General features: G+C 42.1%; 23 protein-coding genes. 20 read left to right on the forward strand and 3 right to left on the reverse strand.

What is annotated here, in order from left to right; all coding sequences use genetic code 11:
- Positions 1 to 89: 89 nt before the first annotated feature.
- On the reverse strand, positions 90 to 1658 hold the full coding sequence (guaA, locus tag IGI67_RS13290) for a glutamine-hydrolyzing GMP synthase (RefSeq protein WP_207107182.1): 1569 nt from the start codon (positions 1656 to 1658) through the stop codon (positions 90 to 92).
- 55 nt (positions 1659 to 1713) lie between these two features.
- A complete protein-coding gene (coaA, locus tag IGI67_RS13295; RefSeq protein ID WP_207107183.1) occupies positions 1714 to 2637 on the reverse strand; it encodes a type I pantothenate kinase in 924 nt (307 codons plus the stop codon).
- Between the two features lie 402 nt (positions 2638 to 3039).
- Here coaA and IGI67_RS13300 point away from each other — a divergent pair, with 402 nt between their 5' ends.
- The 12 genes from IGI67_RS13300 (at position 3040) to IGI67_RS13355 (ending at position 12657) form a co-directional block, all read left to right on the forward strand.
- Complete coding sequence (locus IGI67_RS13300) at positions 3040 to 3600, forward strand: GrpB family protein (protein WP_429958645.1); 561 nt, start codon at positions 3040 to 3042, stop codon at positions 3598 to 3600.
- 55 nt (positions 3601 to 3655) lie between these two features.
- Entirely contained in the window at positions 3656 to 4237 is a 582-nt protein-coding gene (locus tag IGI67_RS13305) for an SGNH/GDSL hydrolase family protein (protein WP_207107184.1), read from the forward strand.
- Between the two features lie 4 nt (positions 4238 to 4241).
- Entirely contained in the window at positions 4242 to 4841 is a 600-nt protein-coding gene (locus IGI67_RS13310; protein WP_207107185.1) for a class I SAM-dependent methyltransferase, read from the forward strand.
- A 134-nt stretch (positions 4842 to 4975) separates the two neighbouring features.
- Positions 4976 to 5923 (forward strand): sugar-binding transcriptional regulator, encoded by a 948-nt coding sequence (locus IGI67_RS13315; RefSeq protein WP_207107186.1) that lies wholly within the window; start codon positions 4976 to 4978, stop codon positions 5921 to 5923.
- 76 nt (positions 5924 to 5999) lie between these two features.
- Positions 6000 to 6866 (forward strand): helix-turn-helix transcriptional regulator, encoded by an 867-nt coding sequence (locus IGI67_RS13320; protein ID WP_207107187.1) that lies wholly within the window; start codon positions 6000 to 6002, stop codon positions 6864 to 6866.
- A 139-nt stretch (positions 6867 to 7005) separates the two neighbouring features.
- Entirely contained in the window at positions 7006 to 7479 is a 474-nt protein-coding gene (locus tag IGI67_RS13325; protein ID WP_207107188.1) for a hypothetical protein, read from the forward strand.
- A gap of 335 nt (positions 7480 to 7814) precedes the next feature.
- Positions 7815 to 8615 carry an SDR family oxidoreductase gene (locus IGI67_RS13330; RefSeq protein ID WP_207107189.1) on the forward strand — a complete coding sequence of 267 codons (801 nt, stop codon included), beginning with the start codon at positions 7815 to 7817 and terminating at the stop codon, positions 8613 to 8615.
- Between the two features lie 69 nt (positions 8616 to 8684).
- Positions 8685 to 9098 (forward strand): PTS sugar transporter subunit IIA, encoded by a 414-nt coding sequence (locus IGI67_RS13335; protein ID WP_207107190.1) that lies wholly within the window; start codon positions 8685 to 8687, stop codon positions 9096 to 9098.
- Position 9099: 1 nt separating this feature from the next.
- Positions 9100 to 9588 (forward strand): mannose/fructose/sorbose PTS transporter subunit IIB, encoded by a 489-nt coding sequence (locus tag IGI67_RS13340; protein WP_207107191.1) that lies wholly within the window; start codon positions 9100 to 9102, stop codon positions 9586 to 9588.
- A 33-nt stretch (positions 9589 to 9621) separates the two neighbouring features.
- Entirely contained in the window at positions 9622 to 10434 is an 813-nt protein-coding gene (locus IGI67_RS13345) for a PTS mannose/fructose/sorbose transporter subunit IIC (RefSeq protein ID WP_429958028.1), read from the forward strand.
- A gap of 11 nt (positions 10435 to 10445) precedes the next feature.
- Positions 10446 to 11309: a PTS system mannose/fructose/sorbose family transporter subunit IID gene (locus tag IGI67_RS13350; RefSeq protein ID WP_207107193.1), complete on the forward strand. Its 864-nt coding sequence runs from the start codon at positions 10446 to 10448 to the stop codon at positions 11307 to 11309.
- 121 nt (positions 11310 to 11430) lie between these two features.
- Positions 11431 to 12657, forward strand: a complete 1227-nt coding sequence (locus IGI67_RS13355; protein WP_207107194.1) for a zinc-binding dehydrogenase — start codon at positions 11431 to 11433, stop codon at positions 12655 to 12657.
- A 122-nt stretch (positions 12658 to 12779) separates the two neighbouring features.
- On the opposite strand, the gene IGI67_RS13360 is transcribed toward IGI67_RS13355, so the two are convergent.
- Complete coding sequence (locus IGI67_RS13360) at positions 12780 to 13547, reverse strand: alpha/beta hydrolase (protein ID WP_429958029.1); 768 nt, start codon at positions 13545 to 13547, stop codon at positions 12780 to 12782.
- Positions 13548 to 13709: 162 nt separating this feature from the next.
- On the opposite strand from IGI67_RS13360, the gene IGI67_RS13365 reads away from it, so the two are divergent.
- The 8 genes from IGI67_RS13365 (at position 13710) to IGI67_RS13400 (ending at position 22274) form a co-directional block, all read left to right on the forward strand.
- On the forward strand, positions 13710 to 14726 hold the full coding sequence (locus IGI67_RS13365; RefSeq protein ID WP_207107273.1) for a LacI family DNA-binding transcriptional regulator: 1017 nt from the start codon (positions 13710 to 13712) through the stop codon (positions 14724 to 14726).
- Positions 14727 to 14865: 139 nt separating this feature from the next.
- Positions 14866 to 16167, forward strand: coding sequence for a pyrimidine-nucleoside phosphorylase (locus IGI67_RS13370; RefSeq protein WP_429958030.1), 1302 nt, complete (start codon positions 14866 to 14868; stop codon positions 16165 to 16167).
- A 62-nt stretch (positions 16168 to 16229) separates the two neighbouring features.
- Positions 16230 to 16892 (forward strand): deoxyribose-phosphate aldolase, encoded by a 663-nt coding sequence (deoC, locus tag IGI67_RS13375; RefSeq protein ID WP_207107197.1) that lies wholly within the window; start codon positions 16230 to 16232, stop codon positions 16890 to 16892.
- An 18-nt stretch (positions 16893 to 16910) separates the two neighbouring features.
- Entirely contained in the window at positions 16911 to 17303 is a 393-nt protein-coding gene (locus tag IGI67_RS13380) for a cytidine deaminase (protein ID WP_207107198.1), read from the forward strand.
- Positions 17304 to 17364: 61 nt separating this feature from the next.
- The gene (locus IGI67_RS13385; protein ID WP_429958031.1) at positions 17365 to 18462 is read left to right on the forward strand and encodes a BMP family lipoprotein; all 1098 of its coding nucleotides are present in this window, start codon (positions 17365 to 17367) and stop codon (positions 18460 to 18462) included.
- Between the two features lie 200 nt (positions 18463 to 18662).
- Positions 18663 to 20198, forward strand: a complete 1536-nt coding sequence (locus IGI67_RS13390) for an ABC transporter ATP-binding protein (RefSeq protein WP_242550204.1) — start codon at positions 18663 to 18665, stop codon at positions 20196 to 20198.
- A complete protein-coding gene (locus IGI67_RS13395; RefSeq protein WP_429958032.1) occupies positions 20191 to 21321 on the forward strand; it encodes an ABC transporter permease in 1131 nt (376 codons plus the stop codon). Before IGI67_RS13390 ends, IGI67_RS13395 begins: the two co-directional genes overlap by 8 nt.
- Positions 21321 to 22274: an ABC transporter permease gene (locus IGI67_RS13400; protein ID WP_207107202.1), complete on the forward strand. Its 954-nt coding sequence runs from the start codon at positions 21321 to 21323 to the stop codon at positions 22272 to 22274. The genes IGI67_RS13395 and IGI67_RS13400 overlap by 1 nt, the downstream gene beginning before the upstream one ends.
- The last annotated feature ends 229 nt before the right edge of the window (positions 22275 to 22503 follow it).

Consider the following 22503-nt stretch of genomic DNA (forward strand, 5'->3'; position numbering starts at 1 on the left):
TATTGATTGAAAAACTGTGCCATAACTGTGCCACAGATAAAAAATAGGTTTGAAACCCTTGATATATAAGGGTTTCAAACCTCCGACAATTATTCCCACTCTACAGTCGCAGGCGGCTTGCTCGTAATATCATACACGATCCGATTGACATGAGCGACTTCATTGACGATCCGCACTGAGATTTTTTGCAGAACATCCCAAGGGATACGTGCAAAGTCAGCAGTCATACCATCGATTGAAGTTACCGCACGGATACCGACTGTGTAGTCGTAGGTACGGCCGTCGCCCATGACACCGACTGAACGGATGCCTGGTAGGACAGTGAAGTATTGCCAGATATCGCGGTCAAGACCAGCGTTGGCGATTTCTTCACGCAGGATTGCGTCTGATTCGCGGACGATTTCCAATTTTTCTTCAGTAAGCTCGCCAAGGACACGGATACCTAGACCTGGTCCTGGGAATGGTTGGCGCCAAACGATGGAGTCAGGCATGCCAAGCTGTGTTCCTAATTCTCGTACTTCATCTTTGAATAGGGTATTTAAAGGTTCGATCAACTCAAACTGCATGTCTTCTGGTAATCCACCAACATTGTGGTGAGATTTGATGGTTTGTGCTGTTTCTGTACCAGATTCGATCACATCAGTATAAAGGGTACCTTGGGCTAAGAAGGAAATACCTTCTTTACCAGCAAGTTTTGTCGCTTCGTCGTCAAAGACGTAAACAAATTCGTTACCAATAATTTTACGTTTTTGTTCAGGATCAGAAACGCCGGCTAATTTATTTAAGAAACGGTCTTTGGCATCAACTTTGATGATGTTCAAGCCGAATTTTCCGCCTAGAGCTTCCATTACTTGTTCGCCTTCGTCTTTACGTAATAGACCGTGGTCTACGAAGATCGAAGTTAATTGATCACCGATGGCTTTTTGTAAAAGCACACCAACGACACTGGAGTCTACACCGCCTGATAGGCCTAGCAGAACTTTTTTGTCGCCGACTTGTTCACGGATTTTTGCGACTTGCATGTCGATGAAGTTATCCATGCTCCAGTCGCCTTTGCATTGACACACATCTAGGGCAAAGTGACGTAATAATTCATTGCCGTATTCTGAATGACGCACTTCTGCGTGGAATTGAATTCCGTAGAAGTTGCGATTGGTATCTTGGATCGCTGCGATTGGGCAGTCTTTGCTGGTGCCAACTTTTTCAAAGCCTTCAGGAACCTGTGTAACCAGGTCGCCGTGGCTCATCCAAACAGTTTGTTCTTTTGGCGTTCCGGCGAATAGGACAGCATCGTCAGAAAGGACTTCTAAGGTTGCTTGACCGTATTCACGGTTTTTAGCGGGTTCTACTTTTCCGCCTAAGTTATATGTGATCAGCTGCATGCCGTAGCAAATACCTAAGACTGGAATCCCCAATTCAAAGATTTTTGGATCGATGGAGAAGGCTCCTTCGTCATAAACACTGTTTGGGCCACCTGATAAGATGATCCCTTTTGGATTCATGGCTTTGACTTCTTCTGCAGTGATGCGGTGGCTCATAAGTTCTGAGAAAACACCGAATTCACGAATACGACGAGTGATTAATTGGTTATACTGACTACCATAATCAAGTACAATGATTTTTTCTACGTTTGTCATTTCGGTAGAAACATTTGTCACAATTATTACCCCTTTTCAAGTTTTATTATAAAAGAAAGCAAGCTTTCTTTATAAGCTAGTATTTACGCAAATAGATTTCATCAATGATATGATGCTTTGCCTTGTGCAAGATAATATCAGCTCGACCTCTTGTTGGCAAGATATACTCTTCCAAATTCTTCAAGTTGACATTTTTCCAGACATCCTCGGCCATAGCCAATGCTTCTTTACGATCGCCGATGGCATAGTCGTAATAGTAGTTATCTGGATCTTTAAAGGCTGTATCCAGCAAGGACTCAAACCGTTCCAAATACCATCTTTCGACCATTTTAGGATCAGCATCTACATAAATCGACAAATCAAAAAAGTCGCTGACATAGATTTGCTGGTTGGCTGGCAGCTGCAGTGTATTGATTCCTTCCACGATCAAAATATCTGGAGAATCGATCATTTCATATTCTCCCTCCACGATATCGTACACATCATGGGAATATTTTGGGATCGGAATATTTTCCTTGCCGGATTTCACTTCATTCAAGACATCAATTAAATTCTCCATGTCATAGCTTTCAGGAAATCCTTTGCGATCCATGATTCCTCGTTCCTCCAAAACAGCGTTCGGATATAAGAAACCGTCTGTAGTGATTAATTGCACGGTTTGGTGTTTGAATAAGCGGTCCAATAGGGTCTGCAATAAACGAGCGGTGGTACTTTTTCCGACAGCTACACTTCCCGCGATTCCGATGATAAAGGGCGGCATCTTCACATAGCGATGCAGAAATAACCCTTTGCTTAAAGTGAGTGACTCAAAATCTTTCATATAAAGATGGATCAGGTGACATAAGGGTACATAGACATCGGTCACATCTTTCATCGAGATTTGGTCGTTCAAACTCTTGATGCTATCAAGCTCTGCTTGCGTCAACGGTGTGTTTCCCGGGGTATAGAAATCCTGCCACTGGTCACGGGCGATCCGGAAATAGTTCCCTCTTTCGTTCATAATAACCTCCTTATTCATACTAAGGCATTTATTTTCAAAAAATGTTTTCTGATTTCATAGTATATGCCATTCAACTATGAATTTTTCTTGTATACATGCCATTCTGCAGCTCTAGTTATTAGTAAGAAGCAGGACTGGCAACTGCGCTTATTCTACCATAAAAATCCTATTAGAAAGTGCTCCGTCTTCAAGAAATCCGAATAATTTCCTGTCGTAAAACGTTAACTATCATTTTAGCCGAAAAAAACCCTAAAAATCTATCGTAATGATAGGAGTTTCATTGTTTTTTTAGTTGCGGCAGGAAAAACTAGCGAGATGTTAAGAATCGGCTTTAAAAAGTGTATCATAATAGTAGTAACAGGTTTATGGAAGCAGGGTGCTGAATTGAAAAAACTAGAAGAAATGAGTTTGGAAGAGCTGTGGCGATTATTTCCAATTATCTTAAGGGAACACAGTGACGATTATGCTAGGTGGTATGAGGAAGAAAAGGAAAAGCTGACAAAGCTGCTGGCTGACTTCGAGATTCAGCGAATGAATCATATCGGCAGTACTTCAGTTGAAGGGTTGATTGCTAAACCAATCGTAGATATTTTGCTAGAATTACCGGATGGTTATGAGCTTAACCGAGTTTCGGAGCTGCTGCAGAAATCTGGTTGGCTTTTAATGATGAGCGATGAGAAAAAACAGACACTGGATTTGAATAAGGGGTATACTCCGGCAGGATTTGCGGAGAAGGTTTATCATCTGCATATAAAAGTATTAGGCGATTGGGATGAGCTTTATTTCAAAGATTATTTGTGTAAATATTCGGAAGCCGCACGACAGTATGAAGAGCTGAAGCTTTCGTTGAAGGCGAGATATGAGCATAATCGCGATGCGTATACGGATGCAAAAACTGATTTTGTTAGGAAATATAGTCAGAAGGCCCGACAAGAGTTTGGTCCGCGCTATTTGGTTAAATAAATTCTATATTTCGTGCTATGATAAGAAGGACAATTAGTAAGAAGGGGTGACAATCATGAAAAAAATCGTTTTATTTGGCGACAGCTTATTGGCTGGTGTGATGAATGGTGAAACGAGCAATATTTTAGATAAATATATTCTTGATGAGCTGACAGGAATGGGCTTTCCTGGTTACGAATTAGTAAAGCTGGGGAAACGCGGCGAATCTTCTTCTGATGGCTTGGCACGGGTCAATGAAGCGGTGGAAGCAGAAGGCGATTTTGTGGTAATCTCTTTTGGAACCAATGATTCATTGAAGCAAAAAAATACGGTTGAGGCGTTTGGTGAGAATATCAAAGAGATCATCGAGTCCTTTGATGCATCAAAGGTGATATTATTGACGACGGGCTATATCAACACAGAGATTTTGCCGATCGGTGACAATGATCGCCAGCAGGTATATGTTGAAAAAGCGAAACAAATCGCTGAAGAGGTTGGAGTCAATGTGATCGATCTGTATCATCACATGACCGTTTATCCAAAACCAAATGAGTTTGTGCAAACATTTGATGGGATCCATCCTTCAAATGAAGGCTACCATTTCTTAGGGGCTTTGATCGCACGAGATATTAAAGAAAAATTATTAGCAGAAGGGTAAGTTTATGGCAAATCATTATTATTCGGAAAATCCCGAGACAGCTCACGATCTTCACCAATGGTCGTTTGAACTAGCAGGGAAAACATTTCAGTTTGTTACTGACAGTGGTGTTTTTTCTCGAGATACAGTAGATTATGGATCGCGCGCGTTGATTGACCATTTCGATGCTGAAAATCTACCGGATGGAACATTGCTGGATGTGGGCTGCGGCTACGGTCCGATTGGCATGGCATTGGCCTATCAAACAGGTCGTCCGGTTGAAATGATCGATGTGAACAATCGAGCGGTAGAGCTGGCGCAAGGCAACGCGAAGCATAACGGTATTGAAGCAGACATTCATCAATCCAATATTTACGAGACGCTGCATCAAGAAGAGTATGCGGCCATCATCAGCAACCCGCCGATCCGAGCGGGAAAAAAAGTCGTTCATCAAATCTTGAGTGAGGCGGAGCCATTGTTAAAGATCGGCGGTACATTGACTATCGTGATCCAAAAGAAACAGGGAGCTCCGAGTGCAAAAAGCAAGATGGAGGACGTATTTGGAAACGCAGAGATCGTTGCGAAAGATAAAGGCTATTACATTATTCGCAGCACCAAGGAATAAAAAAATCCCGTTAGTTCTGTTTTTGAACTGACGGGATTTTTTCGTAAAGGAAAAGGCTTGCAAGTCTAGTTGAAGAAACGCTATAATCACAATGACTCATTATTTTCACAAATGTGATAGAGGAGGGCGAGTTTATGCAAAAAGAAGAAGATAAATTATTGGTTCGCATAGCCGAAATGTATTACCAAGAAGATAAAAATCAAAGTCAGATTTCTAAGGAATTAAATATTCATCGTAGCACGATCAGCAGATTACTGAAGCGTTCGCGCAATGAGGGGATCGTCAACATTTCTATCAATTATGACAAGGCAGGGACCTATAGTATTGAAAAGGAGCTGCAGGAGAAATTTGAATTGGAAAAGGCGATCATCGTACAAGCTGGAACCGATTTGAGCCGTACGCAAAAGGATAAATTATTGGCGCAGGGAGTGGGAGAATATCTGACGGAGATCATCAGGGATGATATGATCTTTGGTTTTTCGTGGGGGGAAACGATGTCTGCGATCCCAGAAGGTTTGACCAACTATGAGGTAGAAAATATTTTATGTGTCCCAATGATTGGCGGGCCTTCTGGCCGTCTGATCAGTGATTATCACGTAAATACGATCACGTACGAGGCGTCAAAAAAATTAAATGGTCGGGCATTATTAATCGATTCGCCGGCCTTTCCAGAAACAGTGAGCTTGAAGAAAGCGTTGATGGAAAATGAGTTTAATCAAGAATTAATTGATTATTGGCGTAAGATCGATATTGCTATTCTAGGCATTGGCTCTCCGACCTTGAAAGCGAGCGAGAGCTGGAAGCAGTTCTACGGAGAAGATGTATTGGCTTATTTGGAAGGTAAAAAAGTGGTTGGTGATGTTGTGTCGCGTTTTTATAATATCGAGGGCGAACATATTGATAATACGTTAGATGATCGTTTGATCGGGATCGATATCTCTGATTTAAAACGGGCTCCGTATCGAATCGGTGTGGCTGAGGCTGTTGATAAAGCAGATGCAATCGCTAGTGCATTGAAAGGTCGTTATATTAATGTATTGGTCACAACAGAAGAAACGGCGCAGGAAGTATTGAAAAGGTAGCCCTATCTGGAATTGAAGAGATCAAAGGGAAAAATGGCTGCGTTGATGGGAGTCAAAGCTTACCAAAGGAGGAGCTATGCAGGTTATTCGTTTGCTTCAAACGACATTGATTTTACTGAGCCGCAAGCAGGTGACGGCGAAGGAATTAGCGGAACGTTTTCAAGTTTCCACCCGTACGATTTATCGTGATGTTGATGCATTGAGTTTAGCAGGGGTGCCTGTATATGCGAATAAAGGGCGCAATGGCGGGATATTCTTAGACGACTCGTATCATGTCAGCAATGCTTTAATTGAAAAAGAGGAGCAGGATGATTTATTTTTAGCGCTGCATTTACTCCAATCGGTTGGGCTCGCAGATACCAAGAAGCTGTTGAAAAAAATGGGGACGGTCTATGATTGGAGTGAATGGCTGGCGGTTGACCTCAGTCAAACTGAAATCGCGAGCAGGACCTTTGAGCAGATAAAAAAGGCGTTATTCAATCATTGTGAGATCACCTGTATTTATCACACTGAATATGGTCAGACCCGCTTGCTGTCATTAGCGCCTAAACGAGTATTATACAAGTATCAAACATGGTATTTGCTGGCGTGGGAAATGTCCAAAAAGGAATGGTTGCTGCTGCCGATAAAACAAATCAGAGAGGTTGTTTTAACTGAACCGATTTGCTATTCATTTCCAGAAGAGGTCCTAACGTTTCCTCAGTTGACAGTACGTTTGCGTTTCAGTAAACGGATTGCCTATAAAAAATACGCTGAGTTTGCCGACTTGGATTGGCAGGATAATCCTGACAGCAGCTTTGAAGCTTCTTTGACATTCACAGAATTTGATGATCTTTATCGATTTTTGTTGCCTTTAGGAAAAAATGTTGAGCTTCTTTCACCTCCATGGATTCGAGAAAAGGTTTTGAATTATGTGTCTGCTTTTTACGATAATCATTTTTAATATGACATGTTCTGGCACTTTGTTCTATTAAACTAGAGTAAACAAAGGTATCAGTCTAGCTTAAGTAAGAGAAATGTCTTCAGGAAAAAGTGTGAGGCTTAGTTGGCTGGTATACAACATGAAATAGGAGGGAAGAGCTATGCAATTCGAACAAATCGTAAAACCAGATCAATGGATTCTTTCACAGAGCTTTACGGTGAAGGTGGAAGAGATTCCCCAAGTAATTGGACCAACCTTTATGAAGCTAGGAGGATTTATTCAAACACAGGGGATTCAGATTTTAAGTACGCCTTTCGTATCTTATAAAGGCATGGATGAAACTGGCGGACTAGACGAACAGGCAATCCAAATGGAAGTGGGATTCCCAATCGCGGAAGAAGTACAAAATGCTGCGGAAGTCGAAGCAGCTTGTTATCATCAGCCATCGTACAAAGCCTTGTCCACACTTTATGTGGGTAAGTATGATGAGATGGCGAATACGTATTTTGCGATGATGGCTGAAATTAAAAACATTGGTGGAAAATTTATTGGTACAGGCTATGAATATTATTTAAGCGATGAGGAAATTCCAGAAGAACAACAGGAAACAATTTTAGAACTAGTATACGAATAAGCGAGTTATCCATTAAGACAAGTTGAGAAGCTTGTCTTTTTTTTGAGTCGTTTGTAGGAAAGGATAACCTTTCCACAGTTAAAATCCTGAATGAGTGTATTTTTTGTAGATTGGCAAAGGATGGAAAGAACTTCCATATATAGCGTTTAGTAATAAATCGGAAATTTCGTAAAAGAGGCGTGTCTTTCATTTTTGGAATGCACGTCTTTTTTTGCACTTTTGTGATTTAGTTTTAAAAAAGTTGAAAAAGTTGTTGACAACGTTTTCTTGTGAAGTTACTATAAGGTTGAAACAAATGTTAAAAACAAATCACAAATGTTAAAGGGGCGTTTGCAATGGATTGGTTAGATGTGCAGGGAAAAACAGTGATTGTCACAGGAGGTTCATCAGGAATTGGTGCGGCTATTGTCAAAGAATTATGTGAATTAGGGATCAATGTGGTGAATGCTGATTTGAGAGAAGGAACTTTTACTCATAAAAATCTATTATTCAGCCAAACAGATGTCACTTCACCTGAATCTGTAGAGCAAACAGTCGCAATTGCGGTAGAAACATTTCAAACGATCGATGCGGTAGTCAATAATGCAGGAATTAATATTCCAGCTTTATTAGTCGATGAAGAAATGACTGAAGACGGAAAATTTCAAATCAATGAACGAATTTTTAACAAGATGATCGACATCAATCAAAAGGGCGTCTACTTGATGGGACAAGCTGTTGGTCGTGTGATGGTCAAGCAGGGTTATGGAGTCATCATCAACATGTCATCGGAGTGCGGTCTGGAAGGCTCCGAAGGTCAAAGTGTTTACGCTGCAACGAAGGCTGCGGTGAATAGTTTTACTCGCTCATGGGCAAAAGAGTTAGGAAAAAAAGGGGTAAGAGTTGTAGGGATAGCACCAGGCATCATGGAGGAAACGGGATTACGCACGCTCGAATACGAAACAGCTTTGGCTTATACCCGCGGAATTACAGTTGAGCAATTACGGGCTGGATACAGTAATACCAAGACTATTCCGCTAGGTCGTGATGGGAAATTAAGTGAAGTTGCCGATTTGGTTGCTTACTTTGTCTCTGCACGTTCAAGCTATGTAGATGGTGTGACTGTAAATGTCGCTGGTGGAAAAACTAGAGGTTAGTGTTCAAATCAGCTGTTCGCAGCAAACGGGGCGTTCAGCTGATTGACAGATAAAACAGGAGGAGGGCTTATGAACAAAGTAATTTTAGTGGCACATGGGAAGCTGGCGCATGAAATGAAAAATTCGGCGGAAATGATCTTTGGCGCGCTGCCAGATTTTGAATCAATAGCGTTCTTAAAAGAAGAAGGACTGGATACGATTCAAGAAAAAATCTCCGCTGCGATGGATGAGAAGGACGCATCCTATCTGATCTTAACCGATTTATTTTGCGGGACACCTTACAATGCCAGCTGTGCAGTAGCTATGAAGAATCCTGAACGGGAGATCGAAGTCGTTTCGGGAATGTCGCTGCCGATCGTGTTGGAGGTGGCGAGTATGTTGGGCAATAATTTGCAGGATATTGTGAATCATGCAACAAGTATTCCTTGCGATACAGTGAAAGCGTTTAAACAGCAAGTGATTGAAGAAGAGGAGGATTTTTAAGATGCAAATCAAATTAGCACGAATTGATGACCGATTGATCCATGGGCAAGTAGCAACCGTATGGGCGAAGGAAGCAGGTGCAAAACGAATCATCGTTGTCAGTAAAGAAGTCGCTAACGACGAGATTCGTAAGACTTTGGTGAAACAAGCAGCACCGCCAGGCATTAAAGTGAACATCGTTGATCCGGAAAAAGCAGTGAAGGTCTACAACAATCCGAAGTATGCGGATGAAACAGTTTTTTATCTATTTACCAATCCGATGGAGGTACTGGAATTAGTTGAGATGCAGGTGCCGATCAAATCAATCAATATTGGTGGGATGCAATTCAAAACCGGACGGACACAAATCACAAAGGCGGTCTCAGTCGATCAGACAGAAGCTGATGCTTTCCGTAAATTAGAAGCATCTGGAGTGGAGTTGGATCTGCGAGTAATTGCGACCGATCCCAAAGGAAATTTTGAAGAAAAATTGAAAGAAGCAGGTTTTTAATTATCGATAATTAGGAAATAGGAGGACACAAAAATGGAATTATCAGCTTTGCAGATTGTACTTATTTTTCTTTTTTCATGTGTGTGCGGGATGGGCAGCGTATTGGATGAGTTTCAAACGCATCGACCACTGATTGCGTGTACAATGGTTGGTTTGATTTTGGGAGATGTGACGACGGGGATTATTTTAGGCGGAACATTGGAGCTGATTGCTTTAGGCTGGATGAACATTGGCGCGGCGCAATCGCCGGATTCGGCTTTAGCAAGTGTGATTTCTACTATATTAGTAGTCGTTGGACAGCAGGATATTCAATCTGGGATCGCGATTGCTTTGCCTGTTGCAGCGGCAGGACAGGTACTGACGGTTATTGCTCGGACAATCACGGTAGCTTTTCAGCATGCGGCGGACCGCGAAGCGGAAAAAGCGAATTTCAACAAAATTATCTTCCTGCATTTTAGTGCGTTGTTCATTCAAGCTTTACGTGTAGCAATTCCAGCAACGATCGTAGCGGCATTTGTCAGCGCAGAGATGGTGACGAAGATGCTGGATATGATCCCGGATGTGATTACAGGGGGGCTGGCTGTTGCTGGTGGATTTATCGTCGTTGTCGGATACGCGATGGTTTTGAACATGATGAGCGTGGCGTATCTGATGCCGTTCTTCTATCTAGGATTTGTCATGGGCGGTTATTTAGACTTTAGTCTATTAGCTTTCGGTATCGTTGGATTGATCACGGCGTTAGTTTACGTCCAGTTAAATCCAAACTTTAAGAAAAATGACGTTCAAGGCAATCAGGTGGCGGCAGTTGTTGCTGCTGAATTGGCGGATGATGAGTTAGAGGATTAGGAGGCAAAAAAATGGAAAATACTTCAACGGTAGAAAGCAAAAAAGATATTTATGCGCAATCGCAATTGACCAAAAAGGATTTGATGACCACTTTTGTTTTTTCAAACTTCCAGCAGGCATCTTTTAACTTTGAAAGAATCCATGCTTTGGCATTTTGTGTGGATATGATCCCAACGATTCGCAGGGTCTATAAAACAAAAGAAGAGCAGGCGGAAGCATTGAAACGCCATATGACATTCTTCAATACGACACCAGCAGTTTGCGGGCCAGTGATCGGCGTAACAATGGCGATGGAGGAAGCACGGGCGAGCGGTGCAGATATAGATGATGGAACGATCAACAGCTTGAAGGTTGGTTTGATGGGACCTTTAGCTGGTGTGGGTGATCCGCTTGTTTGGGGAACCCTGCGACCGATTACAGCAGCTTTAGGCGCTTCATTGGCTTTATCCGGCAATGTGATGGGACCAATCTTATTCTTTGTCGCGTTTAATGCGATTCGGTTAGCGATGAAATGGTTTGGGTTGACCTATGGTTTTAGTAAAGGAATGGATATCGTCAAAGATCTATCTGGCAACTTGTTACAAAAATTAACCGAAGGCGCGACCATTTTAGGCTTATTCATCATGGGTGTTCTAGTGACAAAGTGGACGACCGTCAACATTCCATTGATCGTATCAAAAACACCGGGAGCAGATGGAAAAACAGTTATCACTACAGTGCAGAATGTTTTGGACGATTTAGTTCCTGGGCTGCCTGCGCTAGGATTGACTCTGTTGATGATGTATTTGTTAAAGAAAAAAGTCAGTCCGATCGTCTTGATCTTTGTATTATTTGCGGTAGGGATCATCGGTTATTGGTTGGGTATTTTAGCTTAATATGTCCACTCTACTAGATCAGCGGAAAGGACTGGGCAATGATGATCGCTCAACTAAGCGTTCGTCTTGTCAGAGTGCGTGAGAAAAATGAATGTGTTAATAGAAACTAGGGGGAATAGCAGTGAAAACAAAGGCAGTGCGTTTATATGGTAAGAAAGATTTGCGCTTGGAGGAATTCGAATTACCAGAAATTAAAGAAAATGAGATTTTAGCTTCTGTGATTACCGACAGTATTTGTATGTCGACATGGAAATTAGCGAATCAAGGAGCGGATCATAAGAAAGCGCCAAACGATCTTGCAGATAATCCTATTATCATCGGTCATGAGTTTTGTGGCGAACTTTTAGAAGTGGGTGGAAAATGGGCGCACAAATACAAAAAGGGTGAACGATACGTTTTGCAGGCAAACCTGCAATTACCGGATCGTCCGGATTGTCCCGGCTATTCGTATCCCTATACAGGCGGTGACGCTACTTATATCGTAATCTCTGAAGATGTCATGAATCAGGACTGTTTGATCCCTTATAAGGGAGAAACATATTTCGAAGGTTCATTGATTGAACCGTTATCTTGTGTGATCGGTGCCTTTGAAGCGAATTATCATTTGAAAGAAGGTTCTTATGAACACAAGATGGGAATCAAATCGGATGGCAACCTGCTGATCATGGGCGGTACTGGACCGATGGGCTTATTGGCAATCGATTATGCACTGCATGGTCCGATCAAACCAAAAAAATTAGTAGTAACAGATCGCGACGCAGAAAAATTGGCACGGGCAGCCAAACTTTATCCAAGTCAAAATGGTATCGACGTTTCCTATGTAAATGTCGCAGAGGTAACGGACCAGGTCAATCTCTTGAAAGAGACCGTCGACGGCGGGTTCGATGATATCTTTGTCATGGTTCCTGTAGATTCGGTTGTTAGTGAGGCAGCAGCGATGCTGAATCCAGATGGATGTCTAAATTTCTTTGCAGGACCTCAAAACAAAGAATTTTCAGCTAATGTGAACTTCTATGATGTGCATTATTCATTTACTCATTTCGTTGGAACGTCAGGCGGAAACACAGAAGACATGCGCAAAGCAGTCAAGTTGATTGAAAACAAACAGGTCAAGGTGGCGAATGTCGTTACTCACATTCTAGGCTTGGATGCAGTGGGGGAGACTACCTTGAATCAACCAGCAATCGGCGGCGGGAAAAAATTAGTTTATACCCATAAGCAATCGGAATTGAGTAAATTGTCAGAAATCGAACAAGAATCTGAACTAGGGAAAATATTGGCAGAAACAGGCGGTATTTGGAGTAAAAAGGCTGAAAATTATGTCTTAAAAAATTATCCAAATATTTAATATTTTATAAAGTAAATGAATTAATCGTTTTTCTAGTGTTAGTCTCATTTTCCATTGTTCGTGTTTTAAAGTGAAAATAGCTAAAGATCGCCGCAGCGTTTTATGATCTGCGACGATCTTTTTTATAGATTTTCCTTTAAGAATTGAACGGTTGCTTGATAGGCGATGTCAGCATACCCTTCACCGTGAATCGTACCGCTAATTAATTTAGTCTCACTGGGAATCCCTTTTTCAGCGAGTGCTGTTTGTAATTTATAGACACCTGATAAAGGAACCAATTCATTTAATGAATTCGCGATAAAAAGTGGTCCACTGTTATTTGAGACTCGTGATAACGGATCGGCTTGTTGCAAACGCTCCAAGTCTTGCGCTACATAATTCAAGATAAACCATTTATAGAAGGCATCATTCGTGCCGTCTTGGTCGATTTTACCGCTAGTTTGCTTGTCGAAATCAGGTTTTTGGTTCATAGCGGGTACCACTTCAGGGTGTCGCTGTACCCAGTCATAGAGATCGATAATGCCGGACCAAGAAGCGGCGGGAATTCCTTTTTGCAGAGCTAATTCGATCGACAAATTACCGCCGGCTGATGAGCCAAGTGCGGTGATTTTTCCTTTTACAGGATATTCACTTGCTGCTAACCAATCGTAGACCTTCAGCAAATCATCCATTGCAGCTGGAAAGATATAGTCTGGCGCTAAACGATAGTTAGGTGCGATAACGAGAAAATCATCCGCTGCTAAACGTTCTGCCAAAGCAGCCTCTTTCTTTTTGTCGCCACGGAACCAACCGCCGCCGTGAATCAGGATAATCGCTGCCTCGATTTTTTTCGGTTCATAGATATCTAATGTTAATTGTTTTTTTTCATCGTATACATAATCTTTGATCATCTTACCGCACTCCTTTTTTTCTTCATAGAAGCTCTATACAGACTCTAATCTACGCTCTTTTTTCTACAGGGCAAGTAAGAAGTCCTGCCTTTTTATGAAAAAGGCTTTCTTTCTAAATTTTCCTTTGCTACACTTAAAAAAAATACAGAGAGAAGGTCCATGATGAAGGTTACTATCAAAGAGATCGCTGAAATGGCAGGTGTTTCGGTAACAACTGTATCGCAGATCCTAAATAATAAGGGCAGTCGATTCAGCGAGCAGACACGAAAAAAAGTCTTGGCGATCGTTGAAGAATATCAATATAAACCGGATTTTTTTGCGGCAAATTTGATCAATCGTCATTCTAAAACGATTGGAATGATTGTGCCGGATGTGACAGACTTTTTCTTTTCAAAAGTGATCGAGGGAGTAGAAAGTTATTTAAATCCCTTAGGCTACATGATTATTTTGTGCAATTCGCGCCATGATATTGAACAGGAAAAACGTTATTTAAATGAGCTTTCACATCGCTCGGTGGATGGGATTTTAATGGCTACACCGAATCATCTAGAGGATGAGCATAAGCTGGACAGCGATTTCTATCGTAAGCATCCGATTGTCCTGATTGATCGAGGCTTGAATGATCGTGATTGGGGTCAGCTTTTAGTTGAGGAATACGCAGGTGCACAGGAAGTTCTGCGGGTACTGGTAGAAAAGGGACATCGACACATCGGGATGCTGAAGGAAAGTCAAGGCTATTATCAATTGACAGAGCGTGTGAAGGCTTACCGTCAAGTCATCTTCGAATATCAATTGCCTTTTGAGGAAAGCTACATTTGTTCAGGTCAGTTGACGATAGCAGGCGGTTATCATGCGGCAAAGGAAGTACTAAAAAATAAAAAGATTACAGCGATTTTCTGCGGCAACGATGAGATGGCGATTGGCTGTTATCAAGCAATCTATGAAGCGGGCTTAAAAATTCCTGAGGATATATCGGTCGTGGGCTTTGACGGGCTAGAGGTCAGCAAGTATATGGTTCCTCCGTTGACCACTGTTTTTCAACCGAGCCGTGAAATCGGATTTTCTGCAGCAAAATTTTTGGTTGATGCGATCAATTTTCCTTCTCAGCGAATCCCGAATAAAATCTTTCAAACTAAATTAATTATTCGTGAGAGTATAAAAGAAATAGTTCAGGGTTGACAACGGGTTTCAGACTCGTTATAGTAGCAATGGCAGCGCTAACAGAAAGCGCTTCTTCGATTAGTAAACTGTTTTACTAAAGTGGTTTACCTTTCGCCATTTTATTGTATAATATCTTTTGACGCTTGGAGGAAAACCTATGAGAATGGTAGATTTGATAGAGAAAAAGAGAGACGGAAATGTTCTATCAAAAGAAGAAATCGATTTTATTATTGATGGTTACACAGACGGCAGTATTCCAGATTATCAAATGAGTGCGTTGCTGATGGCGATTTTTTATCAGGACATGACAGATGAAGAGATTTCACACTTAACGTTAGCGATGGCAAATTCGGGTGACATCATTGATTTATCTTCTATCGAGGGGATTAAGGTAGATAAACATTCTACTGGTGGTGTCGGTGATACGACAACTTTGGTATTAGCTCCACTCGTAGCAAGTGTGGGTGTACCTGTAGCAAAAATGTCTGGACGAGGACTTGGGTTTACAGGAGGTACCTTAGATAAGTTTGAATCAATCCCGGGATTTAAGATCGAATTATCCGATCAAGAGTTTATTGATATCGTAAACAAGAGCAAGGTGGCAGTGATCGGTCAGTCAGGCAATCTGGCCCCAGCTGATAAGAAGCTTTATGCACTGCGGGATGTGACAGCGACAGTAGATTCTATCCCATTGATCGCTAGCTCGATCATGAGTAAAAAAATTGCGGCTGGTGCTGATGCGATCGTGTTAGATGTAACGACTGGCGATGGCGCCTTTATGAAGGACATCGAGGATGCGAAGCGATTAGCGAAGACAATGGTCCGAATCGGAAAACTGGCGGGCCGTCAAACGATGGCCGTCATTTCGGATATGTCTGAGCCTTTGGGTGAAGCGATCGGCAACAGCTTAGAAATCGTTGAAGCGATCGATACATTGAAAGGCAACGGTCCTGCAGATCTTACGGAAATGTGCTATGTATTAGGCAGTCAAATGGTTGTATTGGCAGGAAAAGCGGAAACATTAGAAGAGGCACGTGGGATGCTGGAAGAAGCGCTACATTCCGGCAAAGCGTTGGAGAAATTCCGTGAAATGGTCAAGGATCAGGGCGGCGATGCTGCGGTGATTGATCAAACGGAAAAAATCTTAACAGCTGAGTATGCGATCGAACTACCCGCTAGAACCTCTGGCTATGTAACGAAGCTGGTTGCTAATGAAATCGGGATTGCAGCGATGCTGCTGGGAGCAGGGCGCAAAACCAAAGAAGAAGATATCGATCATGCGGTAGGTATCAAACTTCATAAGAAAATCGGTGACGAAGTGACTGAAGGAGAGTCGTTGTTGACGATTTATGCGAATACTAATGAAATTGATGATGTAAAGAAATTACTTTATCAGAATATTTCTATTGGCAGTATTCCCCAAGAGCCTATTTTGATTCACGATATTATTACAGAATAAGTATTTAAAACTTTTTTATAGCAATTAAAAATAGATTATAATGAAAGAAGCGAGGGTCAGAAATGGAAATAAATCGAATGATCGACCACACAATTTTAAAAGCAGATGCGGAAAAAGAAGCTGTAATGAAAATTATTGAAGAGGCAAAAAAATACCGATTTTATTCAGTTTGCATCAACCCTACTTGGGTCGCGCTTGCAGCAAAAGAATTACAAGGTGAACCTGTCGCTGTTTGTACGGTGATCGGCTTCCCGCTTGGAGCGAATACAACTGAAACTAAGGCTTTCGAAGCAGCGAATGCAATTGCAAATGGTGCTGATGAAGTCGATATGGTTATCAATATTGGCGAACTAAAAGGCGGCAACGATGAAAAAGTCCAAAAAGACATTGAAGCCGTTGTAGCTGCGGCTAAGGACAAAGCGTTAGTTAAGGTTATTATTGAAACCTCCTTATTGACGAACGATGAAAAAATCAAAGCGTGTGAACTTGCGAAAGCAGCAGGCGCAGATTTTGTTAAAACGTCGACTGGTTTTTCAACCGGGGGAGCCACTGTTGAGGATGTCCGCTTGATGCGCGAAACAGTGGGACCTGAAATGGGCGTTAAAGCTTCTGGCGGGATCCACAATGCCAAAGAAGCGGAAGCAATGATCGAAGCAGGCGCAACACGTTTAGGTGCCAGCTCAGGTGTTGCTATTATGAACGGACTTTCCGGTACAGGGTATTAAGATCGGAGGAGACATTTCATGGATAAACAAGAATGGATCAATATCGCTGTCGAAGCACTGGACAAAGCGTATGTCCCATATTCAAAATTTCCAGTAGGCGCCTGTCTTGTAACAAAGGAAGGCAAAGCCTATCAAGGCATTAATATTGAAAATGCTTCTTACGGCTTATCAAATTGTGCAGAACGTACAGCCTTTTTCAAAGCTGTTTCAGAGGGTGAAAGAGAATTTAGTCACTTAGTAATTGCCGGTCACACACCAGAACCTATCTCTCCATGCGGCGCGTGCCGCCAAGTCATGGCAGAATTTTGTGACCCAGCGATGCCAGTAACCTTAGTCGGTGACAACGGTGTAGTCAAAGAAATGACCGTTGAAGGCTTACTGCCATATTCCTTCACTGATAAAGATTTATAAACCATGTTCATTCAGTCGCAGGACTGTTGAAAAAAATTCATATTTAGGGGGCTTTACAGAAATGAAAAAAGCAAAATTATTTAGCCTAGGTACCGTGGCGATGGCAGCATTGCTAGCTTTAGGAGCATGCGGCGGCGGTGGCGGCGGAAAAACTGATTCTTCAGGCGGAGCGGCTAAAGAAGATTCAAAACACAGTGTTGCAATCGTAACAGACATTGGTGGAGTGGATGACCGTTCGTTTAACCAAAGTGCTTGGGAAGGTCTTCAAGCTTGGGGTAAAAAACATGACATCAAAAAAGGTAATGGCGGATATAACTATATCCAATCAAACGATGCTTCTGAATATGAACAAAATATCTCACAAGCTGTTACTAACGGATTTAAAACAGTCTTCGGTGTAGGTTATCTATTAGCTGACCCAATCTCAGCAGCAGCTGATCAAAATGCAGATACAAACTTTGTTATCATCGACTCAGTTATCGACGGTAAAGACAATGTCGCTTCGGCAACATTTAAAGACCAAGAGGCAGCTTACCTAGCAGGTGTAGCAGCAGCTGAAACAACAAAATCTAATAAAGTCGGTTTTGTTGGTGGTGAAGAAGGTGCCGTTATCGACCGCTTTGAAGCTGGTTTCGTTAAGGGTGTAGAAGATACTGCTAAAAAATTAGACAAAGATATCTCTGTTAAGGTTGAATATGCTGCTTCATTTGGTGACCCAGCTAAAGGGAAAGCTCTTGCAGCAAACATGTACAACAGCGGAATCGACATTATCTATCATGCTTCAGGCGGTACAGGCCAAGGGGTCTTCTCAGAAGCTAAAGCGCGTAATGAAAAATTAGATGAAGCTGACAAGCTTTGGGTTATCGGTGTTGATAGCGACCAACAAAAAGAAGGTAAATACAAATCTAAAGACGGTAAAGAAAGCAACTTCTGTTTAACATCAACACTTAAAGGTGTAGGCGCAGCAGTTCAAGATATCTCTACTCGTGCATTAGAAGATAAATTCCCTAGTGGCGAACACTTATCATATGGTTTGAAAGACGGCGGTGTTGATTTAACTGACGGATTCCTTTCAGACGATGCAAAAGCAGCGGTTAAAGAAGCGAAAACACAAGTTTCTGACGGCGACATCAAAGTTCCGGAAACACCAGAAAAATAATCATTGAGGTGACCATAGCCTCCGGCCAAACGAGGCTATGGTCTCTTTTTTTAAAGCTAAGTCTTCTTTTTTTAGCCAAGTCTCAACCTGTGTTGGATTTGGCTAAGGGAAGAACGCCCTTAACGTTGCAATGTTTTGTCAGGTTTGAAAAAGCGATAGGATGTGAAAAGAAAGTGACAGAAGAACAAAATGTCATTGAGATGCGCAATATCACCAAGCAATTTGGCACGTTTAAAGCAAATGACAACATCAATCTACAGGTTCGAAAAGGCGAGATTCATGCACTTTTAGGAGAAAACGGCGCCGGTAAATCTACACTGATGAATGTTTTGTCGGGGTTATTGCAGCCAACTTCTGGTGAAATTTTGATGGATGGTCAAAAGGTGGATATCTCAAGTCCAACTAAAGCCAATCAATTAGGGATTGGGATGGTCCATCAGCATTTCATGTTAGTTGATGCCTTTACCGTCACAGAAAACATTATTTTAGGCAGTGAGCCAAAGAAAAATGGCATGCTGGACCAAAAGAAAGCCAAAGCTGAAATTGTTCGATTGTCTGAAGAATATGGATTGAAAGTTGATCCAGATGCGTACATTCGCGATATATCAGTAGGGATGCAGCAACGGGTCGAGATTTTGAAAACATTGTACCGCGGTGCGAATGTTCTAATCTTTGATGAACCGACGGCTGTATTGACACCGCAGGAAATCGATGAGTTGATCATGATTATGGAAGGCCTGATTAAAGAAGGCAAATCAATTATTCTGATTACTCATAAGCTAGATGAGATCAAAAAGGTTGCGGATCGTTGTTCAGTTATTCGTCGTGGGCAATACATAGGAACGGTCGACGTGAAAGATGTCAGCTCACAGCAATTAGCTGATATGATGGTCGGACGCTCTGTTTCATTTAAGACAGACAAAATTGCAGCAAAACCAGGTGAAGTGGTTCTTTCAATTAAAGATTTAGTTGTAAAAGAAAGCCGTGGATTAGAAGCAGTGAAGAGCTTATCGCTGGATGTTCATCGTGGTGAGGTCGTTGGGATTGCCGGAATCGACGGCAACGGACAGACTGAATTGATCCAAGCATTAACCGGTCTGCGAAAAGTCGAAAGCGGAACAGTAACAATCAATGGAAAAGATGTGACAAGCAAAGCACCGCGTCAAATCACTGAGACCGGTGTGGGTCATGTACCGGAAGACCGACATAAATATGGCTTGATCTTGCCGCTTCCTTTATCAGAAAATATCGCTTTGCAGTCTTATTATCATGCGCCATTTAGTAAAAATGGTATTTTAAATTATGGTGAGATTGATCGGTATGCAAAACGCTTGATTGAAGAATATGATGTACGGACCACGGGTGAAAAAGCTCCGGCTGCTTCGCTTTCAGGTGGGAACCAGCAAAAAGCAATCATTGCTCGCGAGGTCGACCGTGATCCGGACCTATTGATTGTCTCGCAGCCAACTCGCGGACTTGATGTGGGAGCGATCGAATATATTCATAAACGCTTAGTCGAGCAACGTGATAAGCAAAAAGGGGTACTGTTAGTAAGTTTTGAGTTAGATGAAATTTTGAATGTCTCTGACCGTATCGCGGTTATTCACGCAGGGGAGATCGTTGGTATCGTAGATCCGAAAGAAACTTCTGAAAATGAGCTGGGATTATTGATGGCCGGCTATAGTTTAGAAGAAGCGCGAGCAGAATTAGCAAAGGCTGGTGAGACAAATGAATGATCGCTCAGAAAAAATTAGAAATATTTTAGTACCGATTATCTCAGTTATTTTAGGATTTATTCTTGGTGCTATTTTGATGTTAGTATTTGGGTTCAATCCAATCGAAGGCTACAACGCGATGTTCAGTTCGGCGTTCCAAAGTAAAATGTCCTTCGGTGAAATCTTAGTTGGTGCCGGACCGTTGATTTTTACAGCATTAGGATTTTCCGTTGCCAATTCAGCTGGATTCTTTAATGTCGGGCTTTCGGGTCAGGCTTTATGCGGCTGGGTCGCAAGTATTTGGGTAGCCCTAAGCATGCCGGATTCACCGAAAGTCATTGTGGTCCCATTAGCAATTATTGTTGGCGCATTGGCAGGAGCTGTAGCTGCCGCGATACCTGGTTTCCTACGGGCGTTCTTTGGAACCAGTGAAGTTATTGTTACGATCATGATGAACTATGTGATTTTGTATACCGCAAACCATATCGTAAACCATGTAATGTCACCAGATATTATTTCTAATAAAGGGGTCACAAAAGCAGTCGGGCTGAATGCTTCACTGCGCGAGCCTTGGTTGACAAATATTTTTGGCGGTTCACGAGTGAACATGGGCTTTCTTTTAGCATTGATTTTCTTAGTGGTTGTTTGGTTCTTGATGAAACGTACAACACTAGGTTTTGAAATCCGTTCAGTTGGTTTGAATCCTTTCGCATCTGAGTATGCAGGGATGAGCAGTAAACGGACAATCGTGATTTCAATGATTATTTCCGGGGCTTTAGCCGGCTTGGGCGGTGTGGTTTATGGTTTAGGAACATTTATGAACTACTTTGTTCAAGGAACATCTGTCAGCATCGGCTTTGACGGTATGGCGGTTTCTCTACTAGGAAACGGCAGCTCTGTCGGAATTTTATTATCCGCACTGTTGTTCAGTATTTTAAAGCTTGGCGGTCAGGGAATGCAGTTCTCAGGTATTCCTAGTGAATTAGCCAATAGTGTGATTCCATTGATCATCTTCTTCGTAGCGATCAACTATATCGTACGTGTGGGTCTAGCAAAAGTAATGGGTGGTAAAAAAGAAGTTGAGACTGTCCAAGAAATAGAAAGTGCTCCGAACGAAGAATCTGAAAAAGGGGGCAAAGTCTAATGAATATGGATTTATTAGCGTCAATTATTGCTCAGACACTTGTGTATTCTGCACCATTGATTTTAACTGCGCTTGGCGGGGTGTTTTCTGAACGAAGCGGGATTGTTAACGTTGGTTTAGAAGGAATCATGGTAGCAGGTGCCTTCAGCTCTGTCGTATTCAATCTAGCTTTTGCCGATCAGTTCGGTGCGCTGACACCGTGGCTTGGCGTTTTAGTCGGCGGTTTAGCAGGAATGGCATTCTCTCTGCTTCATGCAGTGGCGACAGTTAGTTTCCGCGCAGACCACATTATCAGTGGTACCGTAATGAATCTGTTAGCTCCTCCATTAGCGATCTTCTTGATCAAGGTAATTTATGGAAAAGGGCAAACAGATACGATCCAGCAACAATTTGGCTACTTTGATTTTCCTGGATTAAGCAAGATTCCAGTGATTGGGGAACTATTCTTTAAAAATACTAGTTTACCTGCATATTTCGCGATTCTAGTCGCTGTAATTTCATGGTTTGTCATTTTTAAAACACGTTTTGGTCTGCGTTTACGCTCTGTTGGTGAAAATCCGCAAGCGGCAGACACACTAGGAATCAATGTATACGCATTGCGTTATTCAGGAGTGCTGCTTTCAGGCTTCTTAGGCGGAATGGGCGGAGCAGTCTTCGCGCAATCAATCGCAGGACGTTTCGCTGCAACAACAATCGCAGGACAAGGGTTTATCTCATTAGCAGCGATGATCTTTGGTAAATGGAATCCGTTAGGTGCGATGGGAGCCGCGATTTTCTTCGGCTTCGCGCAAAACTTGAGTATCGCAGGTTCGAATCTACCGATCATCTCACAAATCCCAGATGTATATCTGCAATCAGCACCATATGTATTGACCATCATTGTACTGGTTCTCTTCTTAGGAAAATCAGCCGCACCAAAAGCTGATGGTGTCAATTACATCAAATCAAAATAATTCTTTTGTTTTTACAGGGCGGGACTATGGGACAATGTTTCTTAGTCACGCCCTTTTTTGCGAGTTCCACTTTGCGCTTCAGCGCGATTAGTGGAATCGTATGCGTAGTGAGAATCAAACTGATTTTTTTGGTTTTTGAAAAAATCGATGCCTTAAAACGAATTAGCTGCGAGTTCAATATCTTAAACTTGTGAAATAGTACGAGCTTGGTAATAATTGCTTTCAGTTT

The sequence above is a fragment of the Enterococcus sp. AZ196 genome, assembly GCF_050498845.1.
GTDB lineage: Bacteria > Bacillota > Bacilli > Lactobacillales > Enterococcaceae > Enterococcus_A > Enterococcus_A murrayae.